This is a genomic window from Thermicanus aegyptius DSM 12793, from assembly GCF_000510645.1.
GTDB classification, from domain to species: domain Bacteria; phylum Bacillota; class Bacilli; order Thermicanales; family Thermicanaceae; genus Thermicanus; species Thermicanus aegyptius.
Genome location: NZ_KI783301.1, coordinates 1,554,912 through 1,572,678 on the forward strand (window position 1 = coordinate 1,554,912; position 17,767 = coordinate 1,572,678).

Sequence of the window (17,767 nt, forward strand, 5' to 3'; positions counted from 1 at the left end):
CTCCATATGCATAAAAAGCATTTTTTATTTCTACCTAATACCCTTAAGGGGGTGGAAAGATGAACCAGGGAAAGAAAGAGACCATCTTACTCCTATACAGCAATTATGGAGACGGACATAAACATGCCGCGGAAGCGATCCGTGAGGCATTTTCCCTTCTGCATCCGGAAGTAGAAGTGATTCTCATTGACTTTATGAAATATACTCACCCCCTCCTTCATCCCATCAGCCGACGTATTTTTATGCAAGCCCTAAAGAAGTTTCCTTTTTTGTATCGATATGCTTACCAAAAAACGCGGTTCAGCACTTCCTCAAATCTTTTGCGCTTTTTTACCCTTTTGGGGTTTCGGAGGATGTTAAAATTGTTGAAAACAACCAACCCCTCGGCGGTTGTCTCTACCCATCCTTTTGCCGCGGCCGGCATGTCTCGGCTGAAGCGGTACCGCTTCACCCAGGTACCAACGGTTACGGTGATCACGGATCATACGAATCATAGTTACTGGATTCATCCCCTTACCGATGCTTATTTAGTGGGCTCCTCCTTTGCTAAAAAAACCCTATTAGGAGTGGGGGTAAAAGAGGAGATCATCACCGTGACGGGCATTCCCATTCAGCCCCGATTTTCCAATCCCTATAACCCTACGGAATTAAGGAAAAAATATGGACTCTCCTCAGATCTTCCGACGATTTTAATCATGGGTGGAGGATGGGGATTGATTGATGAAGGGGAGGAAGTGATCAATCGGTTAGACCGTTTTCCTCGCCCGATTCAGATCATATTTGTTTGCGGCCATAACCGGAAATTGTGGCGGCAATTATCCCGGAAATCGGGTCGATACCGCCAAAGGGTCATGATCACGGAGTATATTAACTATGTGGATGAGCTCATGGCTGCGAGCGATGTGATTGTGACCAAGCCGGGAGGACTTACGACTTCCGAAGCGATCGCTTTAGAGGTCCCCATGATCTTATATCGTCCCCTCCCTGGACAGGAAGAGGATAATGCACAATTTCTCCTCGATGCAGGGGTGGCCGTCATGGCCGCCACTACCTCTGCATTGGCAGAGCAGGTAAATCGCTTATTAGATGAGCCCGATCTTCTTCAGGAGATGAAAGCGAAGGAGAGACTTTTATCCTTGAAAGGAGCTGCTTTTTCTGCGACGGAAGAGATTTTATCCACCATGCGGATGAAAAAGTCTCCTTCTTTTCAACGGCCCGCTCCTCCCGTTTCCGTTCCTTCACCGCTGGCTAATCCTAATTCTCAAGATGAAGAGAATGGGGAGTTAGAAGATGAGATGGAGAACGTTTTGACCGATTCTTTCTGATTCTAATCTCCCCCATGAAGCTCCCCGAGGGTGCCTGGCGTACATGTGGTCTTGTTATTCCACGTTTTATCTTTGAAAGTTTTCGAGATCTTTAAAAAAAGAGTGAGAAAATGAATCTGTTTCCGGGGTGGATGATGATCGAAAAGTTGGTTCCTTCCCTTTATGTCCCATCTGTATATTCCATCGATTTGGATGCTTTAAAAAGAAAGGGAATCAGAGGACTCATTATGGATTTGGATAATACCTTAGCGGAGTGGCATCAACCTCAAGCATCGAAAGAGATGATTGAGTGGATTGGTAAGGTAAAGCGCGCCGGTTTTAAAGTGGTGATTTCATCGAATAACAATAGGGTTCGGGTCTCTTCTTTTGTCCACCCGCTGGGGGTTCCTTTCATTGCTAGAGCAAAAAAGCCGCTTCTCTCTTCTTATCGCAGGGCGTTATCTCTTCTCCAGCTCAAGCGTGAAGAGGTTGCGGTTGTTGGAGACCAAATTTTCACCGATATCTTGGGAGGGAACCGAATGGGGTTTTATACGATCCTGGTCGTTCCCGTGGCACCCACGGACGGTTTCTTTACCCGTCTCAACCGTATGGCTGAAAGAAGGGTCCTCCGGTGGATGAAGGAAAAGGGGTATCTTTCATGGGAGGTGAAAAAATGAACCCAGGAGAAAAAAGGGTATGCCCGGGGTGTGGAGCCCCCTTACAGAGTGAAGACAAGAATTTGCCGGGATATCTGCCTATCCATGCATGGGAGAAGGAGGAGGCCGTCTGCCTCCGTTGCTTCCGTATTAAGCACTATAATGAAGCGGTCCAGGTAGACTTACGGGAGGAGGATTTTCTCCAGGTTCTCCATTCCATCGGCTCTACGGAGGCGCTGGTGGTCCATCTCGTGGATCTTATCGATGTAAACGGCACCTTACTCTCCGGCCTTCATCGCTTTATCGGACAAAACCCATTTCTTCTTGTGGGCAACAAACTGGATCTTCTTCCCCAGCGGGTTAATCTCGACCGCATCCGTCGATGGCTTCTCATGATGGCCATGGAATGGGGATTAAAGCCTGTGGATGTGATGCTTATTAGTGCTCTGAAGGGAAGTTATCTTCAGGAATTGCTCGAAAAATTGGAGGCATACCGAAAAGGTAAAAATGTCTATTTCATCGGTGCGACGAACGTTGGTAAGTCTACCTTCATGAATCGGTTGTTGAAGGAGTATGGAGAAAAAGGAACGATCGAAATTACCACATCCCGTTTTCCCGGCACGACATTAGACCTCATCGAGATTCCGGTAGATGAGCATTCTTCGTTTTATGATACTCCCGGGGTGATGACTCCCCATCAGATCATTCGCTACCTTTCACCTGAGGACTTAAAAAAAGTGATTCCACAAAAGAGAATCAATCCGAAGGTTTATCAATTGGAACCGGAGCAGACCCTCTTTTTGGGCGGTATGGCCCGAATCGATTTCATTTCCGGCACCCCTCAATCCTTCATCGTCTACATCTCCAATGAGATCCCTGTCCATCGGACGAAGCGATCTCATGCAGGGGAGCTTCAGGAAAAACATCGAGGCGAACTCCTCTCCCCTCCCGGCAAAGAGAACCTTGATCGCTTGCCTCCGTGGGTAAAGCACTCATTTAACCTAAAGGAAGGGGAGAAACAGGATATCGCCATCTCCGGATTAGGCTGGGTTTCTTTTTCGGGAAAGAAGGGTAGGGTAGACGTATTTGCGCCGAAAGGGGTTTCAGTCCAGATCCGCAAAGGAATGATTTGAGGGATGATGGGAAGGGACCTCACTGTCCAGAAGATCATCAAACCACGTGGCCCCTTTGGGACAATTCAGGATCATGAACTTGCCGTAGTTGCCGGTTTTCGATTGATGGTATTTCAAGTAAGCTTTTCCTCCCTCGATGGCCAGGATCTCTATTTTTCCCGTTGCGTGGCTCATCACCAGGCGCACTCTTTTGCCTAAACCGGAGGTTTTGGCCTTCGCCTTTTCAACCAACCGGTATACCCGTTCCAGGGGGAGAACGAAACTGGCGTTTCCGGCAACAGGCCGATTGATGAAGAAATAGTAAGGGGTTACGCCTGCCGCAGAAAGCTTATTTAAAAGTTCTGCGAGGAGATCTTCGTGGTCATTGATCCCTCTTAAAATGGGGTTTTGGTTCACGACGACGGCACCTGCCTCTTGCAGCGCCTGAAACGCTTTGATCGCCTCATCGGTGATTTCCCTGGGATGTGTCATATGAGCCATGATGTAGATTCTCTTCCGGGGGAGTGAGTATTGGCGTATCAGATCAAGCAGTTCTTGGTCCTCGAAAATGCGATAGGGATTAAAAGCGGGGAGTTTGGTGCCGATGCGGATGATCTTTACATGGGGAATTTCTCGCAATTTCTGAATAATAGACCGGAGTTTTCGGGTGGATAGCATGAGAGGATCCCCACCGGTCAAGAGAACGTTGCTTATCTCCGGATGTTGACGGATGTACGCCAAACCGGGTTCAACGTCGCTCATCGCCTCTTTTACGTCGCTTCGGAAGAGGCGCTTGCGAAAGCAATAGCGGCAATAGGCACCGCATACCTCGGAGACGATGAGGAGGGCCGTGGTCCGATATTTATGCTGGCAGCCGGGCACCACGTAATTGCTTTTTTCGTCGGAGGCGTCCCAACGGCCATATTCCAGCAATTCGTCGGCGGAGGGGATGACCAATTTCCGCAGGGGGTCATGGGGATCTTCCCAATGGATGAGGCTTAGATAATACTCATTGACACGAAATACAAACTTTTCCGTAATGGGGCGTAGCTCTTCTTTCTCGCGGTCGTGGATCTGCGGAATCTGGTTAAGATCCGTCAGATACCGCGGCTTAGGCATGGCAATCCCTCCTATTCTATTAAAAAAGTTGAATGAGGTAATGAAATATAAATCTATCTATTTTGAATTATAATTTGAGAGAAATCGAATGTCAAATTTCAGATTGTAAATAATTCATGGTTCTAAAATTTAAGTAGATTAAAGGAGATGATCAAATGGCTCTCCCTCTCTTCGTCGATAGCAAGACGTCTCTCTACGGGCTTTTCGGAAATCCGGTTGCCCATTCCCTCTCTCCGGTGATGCAACAAGCCGCCTTTATGGAGAGGGGATTCAACGCGGTATATTTGGCTTTTGCTATTCAAAAGGAGAAGTTGAAAGAGGCGGTGGAGGCGATTCGGGCCTTGTCCATCCAAGGAGTAAATGTGACGATTCCCTATAAGGTGGAGGTGATTCCCTTCTTAGACGAGGTGGAGGAAGAAGCTTCCATTATCGGAGCGGTGAATACGATTAAGAATGAAGGGGGGAGATTGAGGGGATACAACACGGATGGGAAAGGATTTATCCGTTCTCTGGAGGAAGAGTTTCATCCGGATTGGTCTTCGATGAATGGAACGATTTTGGGCGCTGGAGGAGCGGTTCGGAGCGTCGCCGTTGCCTTAGCTCGTAAAGGGGTAAAGAGGATTACGATCGTTAACAGAAACCGAGAGAAGGCAGAGGAGCTGGCCCGCCTTATTTCGGCGTGGACCTCTGTTCAGGTGGAAGGCTGGGAGAGGCTCTCTTCCACACTTAAAGGCTCTAACCTTCTTATCAACGGCACCCCCATCGGCATGCACCCTCATGTTGAGGAGACACCGGTCGCACAAGAGGCCCTTCATCAGGATTTAATCGTAAGCGAATTGGTTTATACTCCCCTTTACACCCGGCTGCTAAGGGAAGCGAAAGAGAAGGGGGCGAAGATTCATCCCGGTTTGATGATGTTTGTTTACCAAGGAGCCATTGCCTTTGAGATCTGGACCGGTAAAACCGCTCCTGTAAATCTGATGGAGCAGGTGGTCCGAGAAAGGCTCTCGGCATTATAATCACACCTCCCTTGCCCGAACAGATTTTTGCGAATCAAAAAAGAATGAGATCCCATCAACTGGATAAGTTAAATGAGGAGAAAAGATCACAAACATGACCTATGGAGCGAGAAGATGGAGAAAAAAGTGATTTTGCTGCTCATTGACTCCTTGATGTGGGAGACTGTAGAGAAGGGCATTTCGGATGGAAGTACGCCGGCTATAAAATTCTTAGTTGAACGAGGAAGGGTATGGAAGGATACCGTCACTGTTTTCCCGACCATGACCGCTTCGGTAGATAGCTCCTTGCTTACCGGTGTTTATCCGGATCGGCATAAGGTGCCTGGGCTCATCTGGTATGATCCGATCACCAAGGGAATGGTCAACTATGTAAACGGTTGGAAGAGTGTTTTGAAAATCGGTGTCGTCAAGACGGCCCATTCACTACTCCACGACTTGAACGAAAAGCACTTAAGTAGGGAGGTTTCCACCTTATTTGAAGAATTGTCCCGAAGAGACATTTCCTCCGCGGCGATCAATGCCGTGGTGCATCGGGGGCCGGTCGAACACCGGTTGAGGGTGCCCTTTCTCCTTCGTCTGATTACCGGAACTACTTTGGAGAAGCCTATTTTTGGTCCGGAATGGATCACCTTGGGAGCCCTCCTCCCGACTGAGGTAAATCGAAAGGTCTCCTGGTGGGTGAGGGGACCCTTCAAGCGTTATGGAATCAATGATGCCTATGCGGTAGAGGCGCTTCTCCATCATCTCTCCCTGCCGTCACCTCCCCGCTTTTTTTTCGTCTATCTTTCCGATCATGACCACCAGGTACATAAATCAACCCCTATACATGCGCTGCCGTCCCTCAGAAAAGTGGATGAGAAGATAACGAGGATTCTTGATTTCTTCCCGAGTTGGGAGGAGGCAATTCGGCAGGCGGTCTTTCTCGTCGTGGGGGATCATGGACAAACTCCGATTGGGCGGGAGAAGAGGCATCACATCGATCTGGATCGTCTTCTCTCTTCCTTTTCCACACTTCCTTTAGGAAAAAGAGTAAAAAATGAAGAATTGGTGTATGCGAACAATGAGCGGATGGTTTTCCTTTATCCTTTAAAAGAGGGGATCTTGGAACGGCTGATATCCCATTTGGGAAGGGAGGAAAAGATTGATCTGATTGCTTGGAAGGAGAAGGGGGGCGTCGCGTTAAGGCAGAGAGGAGGAGGAGAACGTATTCGATTTTGGCCGGAGGGGGCATGGAAAGATCCTTATGGGAGGGAATGGGGGATCGACGGGGAGATGCCGAAGGAAGTGGCTCTGGTAAAGGGGGAGCATATTCTTTTCGATGAGTATCCGGACCTTTTTTCCCGCTTATATGGGGCCCTCTATTGCCAGGAGATACCCATGGTGGTGGTGACCGCCGCCCCAGGATACGAGTTTAAAAGCCGTTTTTATCCCAGCCACCTTGGAGGGTCAAGCCATGGTTCCCTTCATCGCTTTGATTCTTATGTTCCCCTCATCATTACGGGAGCGGATCTACCTTATCCCACCCCTCCACGGCTTATCGATGTAAAGGAATATATTCTGCGCCTTCTTTCTCCTTCTTCTTAGGTGTGGTATAGTAAGGGAAACAAAGGGATTAGAAAGGATGACCTCCCATTCTTACAGGTAAGCAAAAGAGTTATCTCCGCTCCCTCGCCCATCCCATAGATCCGATTTTCCAAGTAGGGAAAGGCGGGGTTAACGAAAATCTCTTAATGCAGCTCCGCGATGCCCTTGAGGCGAGGGAATTGATTAAGGTGTCTCTTCTGAATAATTTTTCCGGGAAGAAAGAGGAAGCGGCGGAGCAATTAGTAAAGGGGACGGGGGCGGAATTGGTGCAATTGATCGGACGGACCGTGGTCCTCTATAAAGAGTCGAGGGAGAAAAGGCGCATTGAACTCCCAGATTAACAGATTGCGCGTTGGCGTATTGGGAGGCACCTTTGATCCCCTTCATATCGGCCACTTGATCGCAGCGGAGCGGGTTTTTGACGAACTGAAGTTGGATGAAATTTGGTTCCTGCCGAGCCATATCCCTCCCCATAAGTTAGATCATCCTCCTACACCGGCAGCGCACAGGGTGGAGATGGTTCGCCGAGCGATCGCTCCTTATCCGGAATTTCATCTTTGTTTGGTGGAGTTGGAACGGGAGGGCCCTTCGTATACGGTCGATACGATGGAACAGTTGCGGAAGGAGTATCCAAGTTATCGCTTTTATTTTATCATGGGAGCCGATATGGTGGACTACCTCCCCCATTGGCATAGGTATGAGGATTTATTGGCGAAGGTGCCGATCGTTGCCTTAAAACGACCGGGGTTTACCCTTCCGAAGCATGTTACATGGGCCGATCAAATAACGTTTGTTCCCATGCCTCAGCTCGATCTTTCATCCTCCGAGATTCGCCGGATGCGCCGGGAGGGGAAATCGATTCGGTTTCTCGTTCCTGATGTTGTGGAACATTATATAGAGGAGAAGGGTTTATATGTGGAGCAAAGAGGAGTTACTCCAGAAGACGAAAGAGCAGGTAAAGGAGAAACGGTTTAATCATATCCTCGGGGTGGTGAAGACGGCGGCGGATCTCGCCGAGAGGTTTGGAGCAGATCCGGAGAAGGCGGAAATAGCCGCTATTTTGCATGATTATTGTAAGGAGTGGCCGGTAGAGCGGCTAAGAAATCTCTTGATAAAGCATGAAGATCTTTTGTGGCTTCGGTTTTCTCCGGTTCTATGGCATGCTCCCGCCGCCGCCTATGTGGCCCGGGAGGAGTTTCAGATCGGGGATCAGGAGATCTTTGATGCCATTTATTATCATACGACGGGCAGGGCAGGCATGAGTCTTCTGGACGAGGTGATTTGGCTGGCCGATTATGTTGAACCCGGCCGCGATTTTGAGGGAGTAGAGGAGGCTAGACGCTTGACGGTGAAAAGCTTGGCGGAGGGAATGCGCTTTGGTTTGAAACACTCCATCGCTTATCTCTTGAAGAAGGAGGAGGCCATCTATCCCCTCACCTTTGAGGCCTATAACCATTACATGTTATACAGAAAGGATATGTCATGAAGGAGGAGAAGGCGTGAAGATTGAGGAAATCGCACAGCTCGCCGCCCAGACGGCTATGGAAAAGAAGGGACAGAATACGATCATTTTAAAATTAGAGGGCTTATCGATCATTGCCGATTATTTCGTTATCACCCACGGGAACAATGAACCTCAGGTGGAGGCGATTGCCACGGCGATCCGGGAGAAGATGGAGGAAAAAGGGATTCACATCCGGGGGATCGAAGGACTAAGCGAAAAAAGATGGGTTCTCCTCGACTTGGGTGATGTGGTGGTTCATATCTTCCATCGGGATGAGCGGGAATTTTATCATCTGGAAAGAATTTGGGCGGATGCCCCGGAGATTCCTGTCGAAAAGGAGGCGAAAATGTATTGACATTTTCTCTCTCTTATGCATATAATATATTCACTTTATGAAAATTTTCGTAAGCGAAGAAGAGGAGTAGTAGTCTTCCGGCGTCCAAAGAGAGTTGACGGGGGTGCGAGTCAACAGGCGCAAGAAGGTGAACTCGCCTCGGAGCTCATGGGGATGAATTTTTTAGTTCCCATCGTCATTCCTCGTTACGGAACTCAAGTGACCGACGGCAAGTCTTCTCAGGCGGTGATGTGAGGGTTCACACGGAGCACACCGCGAAGGCGAAAGGTCGGTAAGAAGGGTGGTACCACGGGTTCAACCTCTCGTCCCTTGCATAGAGCTTGGGGCGGGAGGTTTTTATATTCTCTTAGGTGGAGGGAAAGAAATGTCGTTCCAACACAGGGAAATCGAAAAAAAATGGCAAAGATATTGGGAAGAGAAGAAGGTGTTTAAGACCCGGGAAGAGGACCGGACGAAACCGAAATTTTATGTTCTGGATATGTTTCCTTATCCTTCCGGGGCAGGCCTTCATGTGGGACATCCTGAAGGGTATACGGCGACCGATATCATCGCCCGGATGAAGAGGATGCAGGGGTATAACGTCCTTCATCCCATGGGTTGGGATGCTTTTGGATTACCGGCCGAGCAGTATGCTTTGGATACCGGGAATAACCCGAGGGACTTTACTGAAAAAAATATCCGTCATTTTCGGGAGCAGATTAAGTCTTTAGGATTTTCATATGATTGGGACAGGGAGATTAATACGACGGATCCCAATTATTATAAATGGACCCAGTGGATCTTTTTAAAGCTTTACGAGAAAGGTTTAGCTTACATCGATGAGGTTCCGGTTTGGTGGTGTCCGGCCCTTGGAACCGTGCTTGCCAATGAAGAGGTGATCGACGGGCGGAGTGAACGGGGGAATCATCCAGTGGAGCGCCGTCCCATGAAACAATGGATGCTTCGGATCACCGCCTACGCCGATCGCCTTCTGGAGGATCTGGAGGAACTGGATTGGCCGGAGCACATTAAGGAGATGCAGCGTAATTGGATCGGACGTTCCGAGGGAGCTGAAATTCACTTTGCTTTGGAAGATATTGAAGAGGAGGTGATCGTCTTCTCCACCCGGCCCGATACCCTCTTTGGCGCCACCTATCTTGTTTTGGCGCCGGAACATCCGCTGGTGGAGAAGATTACCAGGCCTGAACAGCATGAGGAAGTAGAACGGTATCTCGAAGAGGTGAAGAAAAAGTCGGATCTGGAACGGACCGATCTGGCCAAAGAGAAAACAGGGGTGTTCACGGGAGCCTATGCCCTCCATCCTGTTACAGGGGAGAAGGTTCCCATCTGGATTGCCGACTATGTCCTTTATCATTACGGGACCGGAGCGATCATGGCGGTTCCTGGACATGATGAACGGGATTATGAGTTTGCGGTGAAGTTCAATCTTCCCATTGTGGAAGTGGTGAAGGGGGGCGATCTCACCAAGGAGGCGTATACAGGAGACGGTGAACATGTAAACTCCGATTTTCTAAACGGATTGAAGAATAAGGAGGCCATTCGGAAGATGACCGATTGGCTTGCGGAACATGGGAAAGGGAGGAAGAAAGTAACCTATCGCTTGCGGGATTGGCTTTTTAGCCGACAGCGATATTGGGGTGAGCCGATTCCCATCGTTCACATGGAAGATGGTTCCTTAAAACCGGTTCCCTATGAGGAGCTTCCCCTTACCCTTCCGGAAACGGATCAGATTCGCCCTTCCGGAACCGGAGAGTCTCCCCTTGCCAATATCAAAGAATGGGTAGAGGTCGTGGATGAAAAGACGGGATTGAAAGGAAGGCGAGAAACGAATACGATGCCCCAATGGGCGGGAAGTTCCTGGTATTTCCTCCGCTTTATCGACCCCCATAACCAGGAAGCGCCGGCCGATCCGGAAAAACTGAAGTATTGGCTGCCTGTCGATCTCTATATTGGCGGAGCTGAGCATGCCGTCCTCCATCTCCTCTATGCCCGCTTCTGGCATAAGGTCCTCTATGATTTAGGCATTGTGCCTACCAAGGAGCCTTTCCAAAAACTCTTTAATCAAGGGATGATCCTAGGGGAGAATAATGAAAAGATGAGCAAGTCTCGGGGAAATGTAGTAAACCCCGATGAAATTGTCCATTCCCATGGAGCGGATACCCTGCGCCTTTATGAGATGTTTATGGGTCCCCTCGATGCCTCTAAAGCTTGGTCGACCACAGGATTGGATGGGGCACGCCGTTTCCTGGAACGGATATGGCGCCTTTATATAACGGAGGAAGGAAAGCTTAATCCTGCCATTCGGGAGGGAATTACCGAATCCCCTCTGGATAAGGTATATCATCAGACGGTAAAAAAGGTGACGGAGGATTATGAGGGGCTCCGCTTTAACACCGGAATTTCACAGCTGATGATCTTCATCAATGAAGCGTATAAACAAGATGTTTTGCCTAAAAATTATATGGAGGGATTTGTGAAACTCCTCTCTCCCATCGCTCCCCATCTGGGGGAGGAATTGTGGGAACGCTTAGGCCATACGGAATCGATCGCGTATGAAAGCTGGCCGACCTATGATCCTGACAAACTTGAGGAAGCGATGATTGAAGTGGTCGTTCAATTGAACGGGAAAGTAAGAACAAAGCTCCTCATGCCGAAAGAGGTAACGGAGAAGGAAATGGAGGAGAGGGCTTTAGGAAGCGAGGAGGTTCAAAAACATTTGGTGGGAAAACAGGTGAGGAAGGTTATTACCGTGCCTGGGAAATTGGTGAACATCGTGGTATCGTAGTTCGGGAAAAAGGTGAGGTGAATGGTTTTTCTCCCTTTTCCCCCTTTGCGAGAAGCCGTTTTCTTGGAGCGGCCCAACCGCTTTTTACTCCGTTGTCGTTTTGTCGATGAGGAGAAGGAGGTAGTAAAGGTTCATCTCCCCGATCCGGGGCGGTTAAAGGAGATTTTCCTGCCGGGGCGCAGGATTTGGATCGCCGTCGCGGATGGAGTGAATCGCAAGACCCGTTTTCGCGCGGTCTTAAGCGAAAGACCTGACGGAAAAGGTTTTCTTTCCCTCGATTCCACCCTTCCCAATCAATTGGTGGAGGCCGCTTTAAAAGAGAAGGAGTTGGAGGAGTGGGAGGGTTTTACGTTGGTGAAGCGGGAGGCAAGGGCAGGCGACTCCCGCTTCGATTTTCTCCTTCATAATCGAGAAGGGGTGCCTCTCTTTTTGGAGATAAAAAGTGTGACGCTGGTCCGTGGCGGAATTGGATTCTTCCCCGATGCGGTAACCGCCAGGGGGGCAAAGCATGTGACGGAATTGGCCCAACTTGCCGGAAAGGGGGATCAGGCTGCCCTCCTTTTTCTTGCCCAAAGGGAGGATGTGGTAGAGATAAGGCCTGAGGAGGAGATCGATCCCCGCTTTGCAGAGAGCCTCCGTCAGGCGAAGGAAGCCGGAGTGGGGATTTATGGGAGAAAGTGCAAGGTGTCTTTAGAAGGAGTAGAGTTGGGCGATCCGATTCCGGTCTATTTATAAGAAAGCTTTTGAGGATGGAATGATTGGGCGACCAGGTTTTGCGTTTACTTTACCCTCGCCGTTCGCTATACTTGTCTTATAGAAGGGACCTCTTGGCTTGCCAAGGGGATCTTATTTAAAGGGGATGTGGGGATGGAACATTTTACAGAAAGCATGTATCAGCTTATCGTAGAAACCTCGACCAACCTTCCCCCTGATGTGCGGAAGGCGATTGAGGGAGCCCGGCGGAAGGAAAGTGAAGGGACGAGGGCATCTTTGGCGTTGTCGACGATTGCCAAGAATATTGAAATGGCGTCGGAGACCAGGCTTCCCATCTGTCAGGATACCGGGATGCTCACCTTTAAAATTAAGACGCCCGTGGGCGTAAACCAGATTGCCATGAAGAAGGCGATTCTTGATGCGGTCGTCCGGGCGACGGAGGAAGGGAAACTTAGGCCCAATTCTGTCGATTCCATCACAGGGAAGAACAGCGGGAATAATCTGGGTCCAGGGACGCCTGTCATGAAGTTTGAACAATGGGAAGAGGAGTATATTGATGTTCGCCTCATCTTGAAAGGAGGCGGATGCGAGAATAAGAATATCCAATACAGCCTCCCTACGGAAATCGAAGGACTGGGGCGGGCAGGAAGGGACTTGGACGGAATTCGCAAGTGCATTCTCCATGCCGTATACCAAGCCCAGGGGCAAGGGTGCAGTACAGGGTTTATCGGAGTGGGGATAGGCGGAGACCGGACGACCGGCTATGAATTGGCGAAGGATCAGCTATTCAGGGATCTTACAGATACCAATCCGGACCCCACCTTGGCAAAGCTGGAAGAATATATTATGGATGCAGGTAACCGTTTAAATATCGGAACGATGGGCTTTGGGGGAGATGTAACCCTCCTGGGATGCAAAATCGGTGCGTATAATCGCCTCCCCGCCAGTTTTTATGTTTCGGTCGCCTATAACTGTTGGGCTTACCGCAGGCAAGGGGTGAAGATTAACCCGGCGACCGGAGAGATTATGGACTGGATCTATAAAGGAGAAGGGGAAGCCCAGACGGAGCGGATGAAAACGGATGAAATCCCCCTGACCGGAAAAGAGATCGTTCTTGAAGCCCCCATCTCCGAAGAACAGATCCGTTCCTTAAAGGTGGGAGACGTGGTAATCATCAACGGAGATATGTTTACCGGAAGGGATGCCCTCCATAAATACCTGATGGATCATGATGCTCCGGTGGATCTCTCGGGAGGCGTCCTTTACCATTGTGGACCTGTCATGCTGAAGGACCAAGAGGGAAAATGGAGTGTAAAGGCTGCGGGACCTACCACCAGCATTCGTGAAGAGCCGTATCAAGCGGAGATCATCAAGAAGTTCGGGATACGGGTCATCATCGGAAAAGGAGGCATGGGAGAAAAGACCTTAAAAGGACTCGAAGAGCACGGAGCCGTCTACCTTAATGCCATCGGTGGAGCCGCCCAATATTATGCGCAAACGGTAAAAGAGGTGAAGGATGTTTATTTTCTCAAAGAGTTCGGCGTTCCTGAGGCGATGTGGCATTTGGTGGTGAAGGGCTTTGCGGCCATTGTAACCATGGACAGCCATGGGAACAGTCTTCATCAAGATGTAGAAGCAGATTCTTTTGCCCGCTTGCAGAAGATGAAGGATCCGGTCTTTTAGCGGGAATAAGGATGAGCGGTTTGTTTGTATAAGGCAATTAAAGGAGGGGAGGGATCCCCTCCTCCTTTTTATACAATATGCAATGAATTTCGACCTTCATGGCGACCATGTTCCCCGGACGGATCTTTGTGGAAGGGGGTGAGATTCGTCGTGGATGATAGAGGCTTATTGTTGCCATTTGCTTTGCGCTTCACGCACTAACCGTTTCGTCATCTCACCACCCACACTGCCGTTTCCCCGGGCCGTCGTATTCCCGGATAATTCAACGCCCAGTTCGGCGGCGATTTCTATTTTCATCTGTTGGACCGCCTCTTCCGCACCAGGGACGATCAGCCGATTTCTTGCAGGCAATTTTTCTTCCTCCTTTTCTTTTTTTGAAAGAGCTCTTTCCCATTTTTAGTTTGTGGGGATGAAGAGAAGCTATACCCGAAAAATATAGGGAGGGTGGATACGGCATCATGGCAATCATTATGGTACAATAGGCTCAAGAGTGAAGGAATGGAAAGAGGATACGATGGAAGGTCCCATGGAAGTTAAGGAGAAACAGTCAAATTTGCCAATGGAAGACCTCCTGCGAAGGCTGGAGGACATCTTCGCTTCACACGGGATTTTAAGCGAAGTTTTTCCAGATTATCGGCCGAGAGCAGAACAGATGGAGTTGTCGAAAGAGATTCTTCTTTCGTTATTTGAAGAGGAACATTTATTTGCTGAAGCAGGAACAGGAACGGGAAAATCTTTTGCCTATCTCATGGCCGCCGCCCTTTATGCCTTGGAAACCGGAAAAGTGGTGCTTATTTCCACGAATACTCTTCCCCTGCAGAATCAATTGATGGAGAAAGATTTGCCGGTGGTTGAAGAAGTGATGAGACGCTGTGGATATGGAGAATTTCGGTATGAGCTGGCAAAAGGGCGGGGAAATTATATTTGCCGACGCCGCCTTGAACTTCTGATTGCAACGGTACTGAGTGAAGCAAACCATCCTTGGAGAGAAACGGTAAAGGAGATTTCCCTGTATATTGAAGAAGCGAAAAGGGGAGTAAGAGAGGAATTTCCTTTTTATATTCCCTGGGAGATCTGGAACGAGATCGGCGGGGATTATGAAGATTGTTTTCATCAATATTCCCCTTTTTATGAGAAATGTTTTATTCAAAATGCCAGAAAGAGCTGGAGTAAAGCCAATCTATTGGTAGCCAATCATGCCCTCGTCTTTGCCGATCTAAGCATGAAGGGAGGGGGGGAGGGAGGTGTGCTGCCCAGATACGACTGCGTCATTTTCGATGAGGGGCATCGGGTAGAGGAGAGCTTTTCCCGCTTTTTTGAGCGATCGGTTTCTCTCCCTCAATTGGATCACTTGATGGGCATCATCCGCCAGCGGAGGCAAGGATGGATGAGGAATGTCTTTGATGCGGAGGTGATTCAGGAAATTGGTGAGCTCTTTCAACCTCTCCGGGAGCGCTTGGAAGAAGGATTCACCCAATTGGCGGAATATCTGGCTGACAGGCAGAGGAGCGAGGGCCTTTCCCCGCTTACACCTGTCATGGAGATGATCGAATCTCCCTTACCCGTCAGGGTAGACGTAGAAAAGCCCATCGAACGGATCATCGATTATCTAAAGGGCATTGAAGCGGAACGGTGCGGTGAGGAGGTGGAGAAAAGGGGGATCGCTCTCTTGATGGGGCGGATCCAAGAGATCGGAGAAAATTTTCGTTTTATTACTCAAGGCAAAGGAGGAGACGGATGGGCCCATTGGTTGGAGAAAAATCCCCCTTCCCAGGCAGGACTTCTTGATCCCCAGGCAGAATGGATTCGTGCCATCGCTCAGCCCATCGACGCAAAACAGGTGATGCAGGAGTTTTATGAAAAGGTTCCTGTTACTTTTATTAGCGCCACGATGGCAACCGGGGGAGATTTTGAGTACATGGCGAAACGTCTGGGAATTCCTTCTTATCGCCGTTTTATTGCCGGTTCTCCCTTTGATTACCGGAAGAATGCGCTGCTGGTCATCAGTGAATTGGCCCCTGATCCTCGTAGGGAGGAGGAATATATCTCCTTTTTGGTTCAAGGGATTTTGCGGATCCTGCAAATGACCCGGGGGAGAACCCTGGTCCTTTTTACCAGCTTTTCGTTGCTTGAGAAGACTGGGAATGCGTTACTCCCTTATACCCATGAGTTGGGGATCCAACTTCTTCTCCATTTACCCGGGGAAGACCGTAGTCGGTTGATTGAGGAATTTCGCGCCAATCCCCAGAGCGTCCTATTTGGTTGTGACAGCTTTTGGGAAGGAATTGACCTGCCTGGAGATGAACTTCGCTGTGTGGTGATTACAAAACTTCCTTTTGCGAATCCCCAAGAACCTCTGGCCAAGGCGAAGATGCGCCTCATCGAAAAAGAGGGAGGAGATGGTTTTCGCGACTGGATGCTTCCATCCGCCATCTTAAAAATGAAACAGGGGGTGGGGCGGTTGATCCGTACCACAGAGGATCGGGGGGCGATCGTCATCATGGATAGCAGGATCTTAACCAAACAGTACGGCCGCCGCTTTCTCATGAATCTTCCTCCTGCCAGACGGGGAAAGTTAAAGGAAATCACACACTATGTATCGGACGTCTGACACTATTTCTTGTTTATTTTCCGGTTCGCGCTATAATAGGGCATAAGAACTAGTAAATAAGAGTTGCACTCCGGAGAGGGAGGAATGGGCGTGGGGATGGAAAACATAGAGAGCAAAACCCTGTACTTACTGGAGAGATACCGTTCTCTCGTAAAGAGTATTTATGCTTTAAAAGGGATAGAGGGAGATTATGATGAAATCGTGAAGCACTTGATCGATACTTCCTCCTATCCTGAAGCGGAACGGGAAGCCCATTTCTCCCTTTTAGGGGATCTGGCCGCACTAAATGAAAGATTCCGAAGGTATCATTGGCTTTCTGAAAATTATCGAATATTATTGGAAATGACCAATACGTTCATGCATACGTTTGACCGGGAGGTCATCTATGAGAAAGCCTTCCAGTTGGTTTCGCAGGTAATGGTTACCGACGGCTTTTTTATTGCCCTTTATCAGGAGGAGAAAAAGGAGTTTTATATCCCTTTTTTTATGGATACAGGGAAACGATATGACCCCATCACCATCAAGTATGGTCAAGGATTTATCAGCCAAGTGGTAAAAAATAGGAAGATACTCCACCTGTCCACCTCTCAGGAGGCAGAGGCATTTGAACATGTCCGCTGGGGAAATACGGAACAGGATACAAATACCGCCCTTTTTATCCCGCTAACGCTGGGGGAACATGTTAAAGGGGTGATCTCCGCCCAAAGCTATAAAGAATATGCTTATAGCCAGGAAGATGTGGAGCTCCTCCAAACCATCGGAGGACTGGTGATCCACGCCATTGAATCGGTTGAACTTTACGAGAAAATAGCGAAGCTCTCCTATCATGATGATCTGACGGGGCTTAAAAACCGCCGGGCGTTTCAGAAGGATTTGGAAAAGGCCTTTCAGGAGTGGAGTGGGGGGCAAGAGATTATCCTGATCATGATGGATTCGGATCACTTGAAAGAGTTAAACGACCGTTTTGGGCATGATGTGGGAGATATGCTGATCCAGAGGATCGGAGAGGTGTTGAAAAAAATAGAAGGAAGGGAGATTTCATGTTATCGTTATGCGGGAGATGAATTTATGGTACTCCTGAAGACGGAAGTTCCCCGAGATCTCCGGCAAATCGCTGGGGAGGTTTTGGAGGAATTAATCAAAGAGCCCCTTACGGTGAATGGGGTTCCGGTTTATTTTACGATGAGTGTTGGGGTTGCATCCTTTCCGAAGCATGCTTCTTCCCGCGAGGAATTGCTAAAAAAAGTGGATCAAGCGTTATATTTTTCTAAAAATCATGGGAAGAATCGGATCACCGTATACGGTCAGAAAGATGAATGAA

General features: G+C 49.0%; 16 protein-coding genes and 1 other annotated feature. Of the genes, 14 read left to right on the plus strand and 2 right to left on the minus strand.

The window, feature by feature from the left end; translation table 11 throughout:
* The first annotated feature begins 59 nt into the window (after nt 1-59).
* The 3 genes from THEAE_RS20455 to yqeH all read left to right on the plus strand — a co-directional run bounded on the left by THEAE_RS20455 (nt 60) and on the right by yqeH (nt 3,093).
* Nucleotides 60-1,325, plus strand: coding sequence for an MGDG synthase family glycosyltransferase (locus THEAE_RS20455; RefSeq protein ID WP_052329865.1), 1,266 nt, complete (start codon nt 60-62; stop codon nt 1,323-1,325).
* 134 nt (nt 1,326-1,459) lie between these two features.
* Nucleotides 1,460-1,981, plus strand: a complete 522-nt coding sequence (locus THEAE_RS0108350) for a YqeG family HAD IIIA-type phosphatase (RefSeq protein WP_028987150.1) — start codon at nt 1,460-1,462, stop codon at nt 1,979-1,981.
* Nucleotides 1,978-3,093, plus strand: a complete 1,116-nt coding sequence (gene yqeH / locus THEAE_RS0108355) for a ribosome biogenesis GTPase YqeH (protein ID WP_039944369.1) — start codon at nt 1,978-1,980, stop codon at nt 3,091-3,093. The genes THEAE_RS0108350 and yqeH overlap by 4 nt, the downstream gene beginning before the upstream one ends.
* Here the strand turns inward: yqeH and THEAE_RS0108360 are convergent.
* Nucleotides 3,064-4,191: a KamA family radical SAM protein gene (locus THEAE_RS0108360; RefSeq protein ID WP_005583444.1), complete on the minus strand. Its 1,128-nt coding sequence runs from the start codon at nt 4,189-4,191 to the stop codon at nt 3,064-3,066. The two genes, yqeH and THEAE_RS0108360, sit on opposite strands and share 30 nt — an antisense overlap.
* 155 nt (nt 4,192-4,346) lie before the next feature.
* Between THEAE_RS0108360 and THEAE_RS0108365 the strand changes: the two genes are divergently transcribed.
* From THEAE_RS0108365 to THEAE_RS0108410, 9 genes are all read left to right on the plus strand, one after another.
* Nucleotides 4,347-5,210: a shikimate dehydrogenase gene (locus THEAE_RS0108365; RefSeq protein WP_005583445.1), complete on the plus strand. Its 864-nt coding sequence runs from the start codon at nt 4,347-4,349 to the stop codon at nt 5,208-5,210.
* Between the two features lie 114 nt (nt 5,211-5,324).
* Nucleotides 5,325-6,794 (plus strand): alkaline phosphatase family protein, encoded by a 1,470-nt coding sequence (locus THEAE_RS0108370; RefSeq protein ID WP_028987152.1) that lies wholly within the window; start codon nt 5,325-5,327, stop codon nt 6,792-6,794.
* A gap of 47 nt (nt 6,795-6,841) precedes the next feature.
* Complete coding sequence (yhbY, locus tag THEAE_RS0108375; RefSeq protein WP_028987153.1) at nt 6,842-7,135, plus strand: ribosome assembly RNA-binding protein YhbY; 294 nt, start codon at nt 6,842-6,844, stop codon at nt 7,133-7,135.
* Nucleotides 7,119-7,769, plus strand: coding sequence for a nicotinate-nucleotide adenylyltransferase (locus THEAE_RS0108380; RefSeq protein ID WP_005583449.1), 651 nt, complete (start codon nt 7,119-7,121; stop codon nt 7,767-7,769). The genes yhbY and THEAE_RS0108380 overlap by 17 nt, the downstream gene beginning before the upstream one ends.
* A complete protein-coding gene (yqeK, locus tag THEAE_RS0108385) occupies nt 7,708-8,280 on the plus strand; it encodes a bis(5'-nucleosyl)-tetraphosphatase (symmetrical) YqeK (RefSeq protein ID WP_028987155.1) in 573 nt (190 codons plus the stop codon). Before THEAE_RS0108380 ends, yqeK begins: the two co-directional genes overlap by 62 nt.
* A 13-nt stretch (nt 8,281-8,293) precedes the next feature.
* Complete coding sequence (gene rsfS, locus THEAE_RS0108390) at nt 8,294-8,653, plus strand: ribosome silencing factor (protein ID WP_028987156.1); 360 nt, start codon at nt 8,294-8,296, stop codon at nt 8,651-8,653.
* 47 nt (nt 8,654-8,700) lie between these two features.
* Nucleotides 8,701-8,966: a binding site (T-box leader), on the plus strand.
* A gap of 51 nt (nt 8,967-9,017) precedes the next feature.
* Nucleotides 9,018-11,438: a leucine--tRNA ligase gene (gene leuS / locus THEAE_RS0108400; protein ID WP_028987158.1), complete on the plus strand. Its 2,421-nt coding sequence runs from the start codon at nt 9,018-9,020 to the stop codon at nt 11,436-11,438.
* Between the two features lie 21 nt (nt 11,439-11,459).
* The gene (sfsA, locus tag THEAE_RS0108405) at nt 11,460-12,173 is read left to right on the plus strand and encodes a DNA/RNA nuclease SfsA (RefSeq protein ID WP_028987159.1); all 714 of its coding nucleotides are present in this window, start codon (nt 11,460-11,462) and stop codon (nt 12,171-12,173) included.
* Nucleotides 12,174-12,305: 132 nt separating this feature from the next.
* Entirely contained in the window at nt 12,306-13,835 is a 1,530-nt protein-coding gene (locus THEAE_RS0108410) for a FumA C-terminus/TtdB family hydratase beta subunit (RefSeq protein WP_005584687.1), read from the plus strand.
* A 165-nt stretch (nt 13,836-14,000) separates the two neighbouring features.
* On the opposite strand, the gene THEAE_RS0108415 is transcribed toward THEAE_RS0108410, so the two are convergent.
* Complete coding sequence (locus THEAE_RS0108415; protein ID WP_005584689.1) at nt 14,001-14,186, minus strand: alpha/beta-type small acid-soluble spore protein; 186 nt, start codon at nt 14,184-14,186, stop codon at nt 14,001-14,003.
* A 163-nt stretch (nt 14,187-14,349) separates the two neighbouring features.
* On the opposite strand from THEAE_RS0108415, the gene THEAE_RS0108420 reads away from it, so the two are divergent.
* Nucleotides 14,350-16,446, plus strand: coding sequence for an ATP-dependent DNA helicase (locus THEAE_RS0108420; protein ID WP_028987160.1), 2,097 nt, complete (start codon nt 14,350-14,352; stop codon nt 16,444-16,446).
* 96 nt (nt 16,447-16,542) lie between these two features.
* Complete coding sequence (locus tag THEAE_RS0108425) at nt 16,543-17,766, plus strand: sensor domain-containing diguanylate cyclase (protein WP_245605617.1); 1,224 nt, start codon at nt 16,543-16,545, stop codon at nt 17,764-17,766.
* The last annotated feature ends 1 nt before the right edge of the window (nt 17,767 follow it).